This window comes from Lentzea sp., assembly GCF_036380075.1.
Taxonomy (GTDB): domain Bacteria; phylum Actinomycetota; class Actinomycetes; order Mycobacteriales; family Pseudonocardiaceae; genus Lentzea.
The window spans coordinates 1-9551 of sequence record NZ_DASVFL010000122.1; the positions used below are offsets into that span (position 1 = coordinate 1).

The following is a 9551-nucleotide window of genomic DNA, read 5'->3' on the forward strand; positions in this document are numbered from 1 at the left end:
GACTGGGCGGCGATGCGTTCCAGCAGGCCCGCGGTGCGAGGGCCGCCGCCGATGACGACGAGTGTGCGCATGCGCGTCTTTCCGTTGATGGGCAACGAGAAACGAGCCGCGCCCCTCAACGCGAACACCACCACAGTACCCCGCGCGTGCAAGCAAATCCCGCTCTGTGGACGTCGTTGCACCGGATGATCCCGAGGTGTGCACTCGTTGGGCGTCTCCCTCAACGCACCCACTCCTGCTACCAGCCTGGGGAATCGGTCATGCCAGTTGAGTTTCTCGGGATCGCCGCCACGAACGACGGGTCGGAGACGACTCCGCGGTCGTCCGCCGGCGCGTTCGACAAGGACTACACGCTCAGGCTCGCCCGCGCGCACGAGGACCACGGGTGGGACCGCGTGCTGTTCGCCTACGGGTCCGGCGCTCCGGAACCGTCGGCCGCCGCCGCGTACCTCGCCAGCAAGCTCGACAAGCTGCAGATCCTGCTGGCGCACCGCCCGAACGTGTCGTACCCGACGTTCGCCGCCAAGACGTTCGCGACGCTCGACCAGATCAGCGACGGCCGGCTGACGGTGCACTTCATCACCGGCGGCACCGACCACGAGCAGCAGCGCGAGGGCGACTACCTCACCAAGGACCAGCGCTACGGCCGCACCCGCGAGTACATCCAGATCGTCAAGAAGGCGTGGCTGAGCAGGGAGGCGTTCGACCACGACGGCGAGCACTACCACTTCGCGGACTTCGTGAGCGACGTGTTCCCCGTCCAGCAGCCGCGCCCGGACGTCTCGTTCGGCGGTTCCTCGCCCGCCGCCTACGCCGCGGGAGGCGCGGAGGCGGACATCTTCTGCCTGTGGGGCGAGCCGCTCGCCGAGACCGCGCAGCAGATCGAGTCGGTCAAGCAGGCCGCGAAGGACGCGGGCAGGACCGACGTGCCGCGGATCCAGGTCGCGTTCCGGCCGATCATCGCGCCGACCGAGGAGCTCGCCTGGGAGAAGGCGCACCGCACGGTCGACCGGATCGAGGCGCGCAAGGCCACCGGCCCGCTCAGCCGCCGCCACTCGCTGACGAACCCGGAGAACACCGGCTCGCAGCGACTGCTGGCGGTCGCGGACCGCGGTGAGCGGTTCGACCGCGCGCTGTGGACGCCGACGGCGAAGGCCACCGGCGGCGCCGGCAACTCCAACGCGCTCGTCGGCACGCCGGAGACGGTCGCGCAGGCGCTGCTGGACTACTACGACCTCGGCGTGGACATCCTGTCGGCGCGCGGCTACGACCTGCTGGGCGACGCGATCGACTTCGGCCGGTACGTGATCCCGATCGTGCGCGAGGAAGTCGCGAAGAGGGACCGGGCCAAGGCCGCATGACGACTCTCGAGGTGCGCCGCGTCCGCCAGTCCGACCCGGCCGCGGCGCCACTGGTCGCCGAACTGACGTACGAGTACACGTCGCGTTACGGGCCGATGGGCGCGGAGGAGATGCGACGCCCGGCGGACGTGTTCGAACCGCCGCACGGCCAGTTCCTGCTCCTGCTCGAAGCGGGCGAGGCCGTGGCGGGTGGCGCGTTCATGCGGTACGACTCGGAAACGGCCGAGCTGAAACGAATCTGGACCCATTCCCAGCACCGTCGGCGTGGACTCGCGTGCCGGGTGCTCGTGGAACTGGAAAACGAGGTCCGTGCGTTTGGGTACAACCGGATTTACCTGACGACCGGACCACGCCAGCCGGAGGCGAAAGAGCTGTACCTGGCCACCGGTTACACACCGTTGTTCGACGTCGGGACGGACCCGCTGACAATTGGTCCGCTCGCCTTCACGAAGGTGATTCATTAGTTCAAACGAGTGAATTCGTGGCCGAGCCGCCGATTCCCGGGCGGGAATCGCGGTTCGGTTGGACACGTCGTGACTGATCAGTAAGCTGGAAAGCAGGACCGACCAACCACTCGTTTGGCGTCCGACGATCGACCAGCTGATCACCCCGGTCCCCACGAACGGCCACCCGAGCTGAATGAACATGGTCGACAGCCCAGAGCGCGCCGCCCGGTGGGCGGCTGCCATCTCCACCACCCTCCTCGCGAACCTCACCCGCGAGAAGCTGGAGCAGCTCCTCGGCGGGTACGTCGAGCAGCTGCTCGGTGGTGACGTCGAGGCGGCCAGGCAGGTCGGCCGGTCCATGGTCGAGCACGACTTCATCTCCTCGGCGACGCTGGAGCAGACCCTCGCCCACCTCGGCGAGCACACGCCGGTGACGCCGGCGCGGCTGGCCGCGCTCGCCGCCGGGTACGCGGAGGCCCTGCGCGACCGCACGCTCGGCCAGCAGGAGATCAGCCGCACCGCCGCGATCAACGCGATGCGCCGCGCCGAGAGCGCCGTCAAGGCGAGCGAGACCAAGTTCAAGGCGGTCTTCGAGAGCTCGGCGTTCGGGATCATCGTGAGCGGCCTCAAGGGCGACATCATCGACGTGAACGAGGCGCTGCTGACGATGCTCGGCTACACGGCCGGTGACGTCGCCAGGATGAGCGGCCGCGACTTCGTGCACCCGGACGACAGAGCCGGGCTGAGAGAGCTCGCGAAGGAGCTCATCGCCTCCCCCTACGACAACATCAGGGTCGAGAAGCGGATGGTCCGCGCCGACGGCGAGACGATCCAGACCCACATGGCGATCTCGCTGGTGCGCGAGGACGACGGCACGCCGCCGTACTTCGTCACGATGGTCGAGAGCATGGACGAGATGCGCGACCTCCAGTCGCAGCTCGTGCGCCAGAGCCTCAACGACATGCGGACGGGGCTGCCCAACCGCGCCCAGTTCCTCGGCTGGCTCGAGGGCGCCGTCGGCTCCAGGGGCCCGGAGACCCTCGCGCTGGTGCAGATCGACGTCGACGGCTTCCGCGGCGTGAACGACGCGTTCGGCCACGAGGCAGGCGACCGCGTGCTGATGACCATCGCCGGGCACCTGAACGCGGTGTTCCCCGAGGAGGTCGGCAGGGTCGCGCGCATCGGCGCGGACGAGTTCGGCGTCCTGGTCGAGAACCCGCGCGACGTGCCCGCGGTGATCGCGCTCGTCGACGAGTTCACCGCCCGGCTGGACGAGGCGACGTGGATCGACGGCCACGGCATCGGCGTGACGACCAGCATCGGCATCGTGGCGCGGCAGGCGCGCGGCGGTGACGCTGCGGACCTGTTGCGCGCGGCCGACGTGACGGTCGGCTGGGCCAAGAGCGACGGCAAGGCGCAGTGGGCGTTGTACGACCGGGAACGCGACCTGCGCGACCGCGAGCGGTACGCGCTCGCCGCGTCCATCCCGGGCGCGCTGGAGGAGGGCCAGTTCCGCGTCGACTACCAGCCGGTGCGCTCGCTGACCGACGGCTCGGTGCTCGCGCTGGAGGCCAAGATCGCCTGGGACCACCCGGAGCGCGGGGTGCTGTGCCCCGAGGCGTTCCTCGACCAGGCCTCGGACAACGGCATGATCGTCCGGCTCGTCCGCTGGGCGCTGGCGGAGGCCTGCGAGCAGGCAGGCGGGTGGTACGCGACGCTGGGCGACCGCACGCCGGTGCTGTCGATCGACCTGCCGACGCGGCTGTGCCAGGAACCCGAGCTCGTCGCCGAGGTGGCCCGCGTGCTGACCCGCGCGGGCCTGCCCGCGTCGAAGCTGCGGTTCGAGCTGCACGAGCGCCTGCCCGTGCTCCTCAACGACGCGCAGCTGGAGGAGCTGACCATCCTCGCCGAACGCGGCGTCGAGCTCGTGCTGGACCACCTGACCGGCGGCAACGCGGGCGTCAGCCGGTTGCGGATGCTGCCGTGGAGCGGCGTGAAGTTCTCGCCCACCGTCGTGCACGGCCTCGACGCCGGCGCCAACCGGGTGGACAAGACGGCGGCCGTCGCGCTGCTGGAGTGGGCGGCGATCCTGCGGCTGCCGATGTTCGCCGAGGACGTGCGCAGCGAGGCGGAGGCGGCGCGCCTGGCCGCGCTGGGCGTGGTCGGCGGCCAGGGTTCGCACTTCGGGCCCGCCGTGCCGGCCACCGAGGTGCCGGCTCTTCTCATCTGATTCTTATCAGGGTTTTCCAGGGTTCCGGCACAGGTTGCTCACAACTTGGCGGCCCAACCTGGAGTCATGACCGAGCAGAGCTTCCCCGCGATGAGCGGGTCACTGGTGGAACCGCAGCCCGCCGTTGCCCCGGCGCCGAAGTTCTGGCGCCGCACGGCCCCGATGCTGACCGCGGCGGCGCTCGTCGCCGGGTTGTTCGGAGGTGTCACCGGAGCGGTGGTCGCCTCACCCGACGCGGCCCCGGCGTCGTCCGTCGTGGCGCAGACGGTCTCCAACACGTCCACACTGGACTGGAGCTCGGTGGCCTCCACCGTGCTCCCGTCGGTGGTGCAGGTGAACGTCGGCAACGGCCTCGGCTCCGGCGTGGTCCTCACCGCGGACGGCAGGATCCTCACCAACAACCACGTGGTGGCCTCGGCGACCGGCCAGATCACCGTGACGCTGAACGACGGCCGCGAGGTGCCCGCCACCGTCGTCTCCACCGACCCGACCTCGGACCTCGCCGTGCTCCAGGCGACCGGCGTCTCGGGCCTGACCCCGGTCAAGTGGGCGGACTCGGACTCGGTCCGCGTGGGCGACGCGGTGATGGCGATCGGCTCGCCGTCGGGCCTGCAGGGCACCGTGACCACCGGCATCGTCTCGGCACTCGACCGCAAGGTGACCGTGCCGGGCGAGACGCGCCGCTCGCAGTCCGTGACGTACCAGGCGATCCAGACGGACGCGTCGATCAACCCCGGCAACTCCGGCGGCGCGCTGGTGAACGCGGCCGGTGAGCTGGTCGGCATCAACTCGGCGATCTACTCGCCCGCATCGAGCAGCGGGGAGGCCGGGAGCGTGGGGATCGGGTTCGCGATCCCGTCGAACACGGCGAAGCAGATCGTGAACCAGCTGGGCTAGGAGTCCCGCAGGACAGGGCCGCGACCGAGGTCGCGGCCCTTCGACGCGTCCGAGATCGTCAGCGGGGCAGGACGCCGCCGGAGTTCCCGTCGTCACCGCGCTCGCGAGCCTCGCGCACCGCCGCCGTCGCTTCCTCCAGCGTGATGCCCGTCCCTTCGGGCGGCTCGTAGGCCGCGAGGTGGTCACCGACGTTCGACATGTTCGTCACCCCTGGTTGAAAACTCGTTCAGGGCCGCGACCGAGGTCGCGGCCCCTCGACCGTCAGGACAGCCAGTCCGGCCTCAACGGCATGTGCGACGTGGTCCCGTCCAGCTTCACCCCGAGCACCTGGTGCAGCTGGATGTTGTTGCGGTCGAACCCGAGCCGCGACGCCGCCAGGTACAGCCGCCACACCCGCGCCCGTGCCTCGCCGACCTCCTCGACGGCCTCCTCCCAGTGCGACTCGAGGTTGCGGCTCCACGCGGCCAGGGTCAGCGCGTAGTGCTCGCGGATGTTCTCCTCGTGCCGCACCTCGAAGCCGGTGTCGTGCATCAGCGACACCAGGTGGCCCGGCCCGACGAGCTCGCCGTCGGGGAACACGTACCGGTCGATGAACGGGCCGGACAGCGCCCGCTGCTTGTTGTCCGGCCGGGTGATGCAGTGGTTCAGCAGCCGGCCGCCCGGCTTGAGCTTGCCGTAGAGCGACGAGAAGTAGCCGGGCAGCTTCGCCTTGCCGATGTGCTCGGTCAGGCCGATGGACGAGACCGCGTCGAAGCCGGTCTCGCGCACGTCGCGGTAGTCGAGGTGGCGCACCTCGGCGAGGTCCGACAGACCCGCCTCGACGATCGCCTTCTGCGCGTACTCGGCCTGGTTGCGCGACAGGGTCACGCCGATGGCGCGCACCCCGTACTCGCGGGCGGCGTGCATGACCATGCCGCCCCAGCCGCAGCCCACGTCCAGCAGCTTCATGCCGGACTTCAGGCCCAGCTTGCGCGCCACCAGGTCGTGCTTCTCGTGCTGCGCTTCTTCCAAAGTGGACTCGAGCGTCGGGTACACCGCGCAGGTGTAGGCCATCGACGGGCCGAGGACCCACTCGTAGAACTGGTTCGAGACGTCGTAGTGGTGTGCGATGGCCTGCTGGTCGCGGGCCTTCGAGTGGCGCAGGCCGCGCAGCCTGGTCTCCTGCGGCGGCGGGCTCACCTTGTGCGACAGGCGGACCTTGCCGAGGAACTGGAGCAGCTCGACGCGTTGCAGCCACGGGATCTCGCGCAGGGAGAACTCGGAGAGCCGGGAGAGGCCGGCGTGCACGTCGCCGAGGATCTCCAGGTGGCCGGTCACGTAGGCGCGCGCGAGGCCGAGCTCACCTGGCGCGGAAGCCAGGTAGGACAGGGCTTCCGGTGTCTTGATGTCTATCGCGACCGGAGCTGAGTCAGGCCCGGCGGAACTGCCGTCGTAGGCCTTGAAGCGAACGTCGTTGCCACCCGTGATGCGCTGGAAAATGGAGGCCAACCGCATTCATCGTCCCCTGACACACTTGGCGTACAGATCAGGCAGTCGGTTCGTCTGGTCGTACCGGGCCTTCACGGACCGGTAGTGCGAACCGTTGTAGTGCCGCCAGAACTCGTCCTCCTCGTAGTAGGAGTCCGAGTACAGCGACTTGTGGCCGCCCAGCCGCGCCACCTCGCGCTCGATCAGCCGGTTGCGGTCACCCATCTTCTCCCCCGGCCGGACCGGGACCTCCGACCAGAACCCGACGTTGACGTACAACGTGTCCGCGTCCATCGGGTACAGCGGCCAGCCCGTGGTGTCGCGCAGGCGAACGGGGCACAGCCACACCGGCGAGATGCCGATCTCCCGGTCGAAGAAGTCGAGGAAGTCGGCCAGCCCGGCGACCGGGATCTCGACGTCCTGGATCACCGGCTCGACGTCCACCCGCGGCCGCAGCTGACGGTGCTTGGCCACGAGCTTGCGGTACACGTCCGACCGCAGGTACCGCTTGGGCCACAGGCGGCGCACGACGGGGTTCTGCGCCCCGAACGCGCGCGAGCACCAGAACCAGTCGGTGTCCCAGCGCCACAGGTAGTCGTGGATCGTCAGGTGGTCCGTGCGCCGCTTCTGGATGGACTTGTAGTAGATCTGGTTGCCGGTGTAGTCCGACGTGTAGGGCGCGATGTCCGCGTAGTGCCCCAACGTCAGGTACATCTCGCCCCGCGAGAACACCGTGCCGTCGACGAAGTCCGCCGAGCCGTCCGCGCAGACCTCCTCGATGGCCTTGGCGCACTCGGCGAACGAGCCGAACGGCACGTGCCGCAGCCGGACGTGCTGGCGGACCTGCTCCAGCTCGATCTCCAGCCGCAGCGCGTACCCCAGCGTCCCGTAGGAGTTGGGGACCGCGCGGAACAGGTCGTCGTCCGGTTTCGCGACGACGACCTCGCCGTCCCCGGTGAGGATCTCCAGCTCCCGCACGGACTCGTGCGGCAGTCCGTTGCGGAAGGACGTGGACTCGATGCCGAGCCCCGCCACGGCACCGCCGATGGTGATGGTCTTGAGCTGCGGCACCACCAACGGCATCAGGCCGTGGGGAAGCGTCGCGGCGACGAGGTTCTCGTAGGTGGTCATGCCCTGCACCTGCGCGGTGCGTCCGACCGGGTCCACGGACAGGACCTGGTCGAACCTGCCGACGTCGAGCCCGCCGGCCTGATCTGCCCGGAACCGGAAGAGGTTCGACGTCTTCTTCGCGAGCCGCACCGGCGCACCTTCGCGCATCGCGGCGTACTGCGCGCTCAGCGCAGCCACGGCCGAGCTGTGCCCATGGTCACTCACGTGGACGACGTTATTCCTCGTCAGCGCCGTTGTCGCGCCCAAAAGCCCGAATGGGCCAGTGATCTCACATCGCGCACTGCCGAAAGTTACTACCGAGTAGTAGCGTGCCGGTCATGGCTACGCACGAGGTGACCAACCAGGTTCCCCCGCTGACCGGTCACGACGTCGCGGACGACCCCGCCCTGCTCACCTGGGCCGACGACGCCGAGCTGCACGCGCTGGGCAGGCTCGCGGGCAGCGAGGAGTGGCAGGAGCGCGGCAGGCTCGCGAACGCGCACCCGCCGGTGCTGCACACCCACGACCGGTACGGCAACCGGATCGACGAGGTCGAGTTCCACCCTGCGTGGCACGATCTGATGAACTTCGCCGTTTCGCACGGTTTGCACGCCTATGTCGACGGTGCGCATCTCAGCAGGGCAGCCAAGTTCTACGTCTGGTCGCAGACCGAGGCCGGTCACGGATGTCCGGTTTCGATGACTTACGCGGCTGTGCCCGCATTGCGCGTCTCGCCCGAACTGGCCGCCGCCTACGAGCCGCTGCTCACCTCGCGGACCTACGACTTCGGCCTGCGGGCGCCGCTGTCCAAGCAGGGCCTGGTAGCCGGCATGTCGATGACCGAGAAGCAGGGCGGGTCGGACGTCCGGGCGAACACCACCCTCGCGCGGCCGGTCGCCGACGGGTACGTCCTGACCGGCCACAAGTGGTTCACCTCCGCGCCGATGTCCGACGTGTTCCTCACCCTCGCGCAGGCGCCCGGCGGCCTCACGTGCTTCCTCGTGCCGCGGGTGCTCCCGGACGGCACGCGCAACCGGTTCTTCCTGCAGCGGCTGAAGGACAAGCTGGGCAACAAGTCCAACGCCTCCGCCGAGGTCGAGTACGACCAGGCGTTCGCGCACAGGATCGGCGACGAGGGCCGCGGCGTCCGCACGATCATCGAGATGGTCAACATGACCCGGCTCGACTGCGTCCTCGGGTCGGCGGCCGGCATGCGGGCAGGTCTGCGGCAGGCAGCGCACCACGCCGCGCACCGCAAGGCGTTCGGCCGGTACCTCGTCGACCAGCCGGCCATGCGCAACGTCCTGGCCGACCTCGCGGTCGAGTCCGAGGCCGCCACGACCGCCGCGATGTGGCTCGCGCGGCACCGGTCGCGGCTCGGGCTCGCCGTCACCAAGTACTGGGTCTGCAAACGCGGTCCGGTGCACGCGGCCGAGGCGCTGGAGTGCCTGGGCGGCAACGGTTACGTCGAGGACAGCGGCATGCCCCGGCTGTTTCGCGAGTCGCCGCTGATGTCGATCTGGGAGGGCTCCGGCAACGTCGCCGCGCTCGACGTCCTGCGCGCGATGAAGAAGGAACCCGAGTCGGTGCAGGAGTTCCTCACCGCCGTCAGCGGGGTCGACCCCCGCGTCGACAAGGCGCTAGACGAGCTCGGCACCGCGCTGTCCGATGTGGACGAGTCGCAGGCCCGCAGGGTCGTCGAGAAGATGGCGTTGATCCTGCAGGGCGCGCTGCTGGTCCGGCACGGGCACCCCGCCGTCGCGGACGCGTTCCTCGGCTCGCGGCTCGGCGGCGACTGGGGAGTCGCGTTCGGCACGCTCCCCCGGTCGACCGACTTCGCCGCGATCATCGACCGCGCGGTCCCCAAGATCTAGGCGCGCGCCGCGGATCCCCACGCCAGGCGACGGCGAAGCCGAGCTGCTTTGTCTTTGGCTTTGGCTTGAAACAGAAGGTTCCGGTGGGGTGGTCCCGTCACGAGCCGTGCAAAGCACTCGCTGCACGTGAGGAGGGGTGTCAACTCGACACGCTTTTCGTCGAGTT

At 69.6% G+C, this 9551-nt stretch carries 8 protein-coding genes; 5 read left to right on the forward strand and 3 right to left on the reverse strand.

Features of this window, described 5'->3' with window-relative positions:
• The first annotated feature begins 260 nt into the window (after positions 1–260).
• The 4 genes from VF330_RS15560 to VF330_RS15575 all read left to right on the forward strand — a co-directional run bounded on the left by VF330_RS15560 (position 261) and on the right by VF330_RS15575 (position 4934).
• On the forward strand, positions 261–1361 hold the full coding sequence (locus VF330_RS15560; RefSeq protein WP_330852303.1) for an LLM class flavin-dependent oxidoreductase: 1101 nt from the start codon (positions 261–263) through the stop codon (positions 1359–1361).
• Positions 1358–1825, forward strand: a complete 468-nt coding sequence (locus VF330_RS15565; RefSeq protein WP_330852304.1) for a GNAT family N-acetyltransferase — start codon at positions 1358–1360, stop codon at positions 1823–1825. The genes VF330_RS15560 and VF330_RS15565 overlap by 4 nt, the downstream gene beginning before the upstream one ends.
• 181 nt (positions 1826–2006) lie before the next feature.
• Positions 2007–4037, forward strand: a complete 2031-nt coding sequence (locus tag VF330_RS15570) for an EAL domain-containing protein (protein ID WP_330852305.1) — start codon at positions 2007–2009, stop codon at positions 4035–4037.
• Positions 4038–4103: 66 nt separating this feature from the next.
• Positions 4104–4934 carry a S1C family serine protease gene (locus VF330_RS15575; protein WP_330852306.1) on the forward strand — a complete coding sequence of 277 codons (831 nt, stop codon included), beginning with the start codon at positions 4104–4106 and terminating at the stop codon, positions 4932–4934.
• 58 nt (positions 4935–4992) lie between these two features.
• On the opposite strand, the gene VF330_RS15580 is transcribed toward VF330_RS15575, so the two are convergent.
• The 3 genes from VF330_RS15580 to VF330_RS15590 all read right to left on the reverse strand — a co-directional run bounded on the left by VF330_RS15580 (position 4993) and on the right by VF330_RS15590 (position 7679).
• Entirely contained in the window at positions 4993–5133 is a 141-nt protein-coding gene (locus VF330_RS15580) for a hypothetical protein (RefSeq protein WP_330852307.1), read from the reverse strand.
• A 62-nt stretch (positions 5134–5195) separates the two neighbouring features.
• Complete coding sequence (locus VF330_RS15585) at positions 5196–6428, reverse strand: cyclopropane-fatty-acyl-phospholipid synthase family protein (RefSeq protein WP_330852308.1); 1233 nt, start codon at positions 6426–6428, stop codon at positions 5196–5198.
• Entirely contained in the window at positions 6429–7679 is a 1251-nt protein-coding gene (locus tag VF330_RS15590; protein ID WP_330852310.1) for an FAD-binding oxidoreductase, read from the reverse strand.
• A gap of 170 nt (positions 7680–7849) precedes the next feature.
• Here VF330_RS15590 and VF330_RS15595 point away from each other — a divergent pair, with 170 nt between their 5' ends.
• Positions 7850–9385, forward strand: coding sequence for an acyl-CoA dehydrogenase family protein (locus tag VF330_RS15595; RefSeq protein ID WP_330852309.1), 1536 nt, complete (start codon positions 7850–7852; stop codon positions 9383–9385).
• Positions 9386–9551 lie beyond the last annotated feature (166 nt).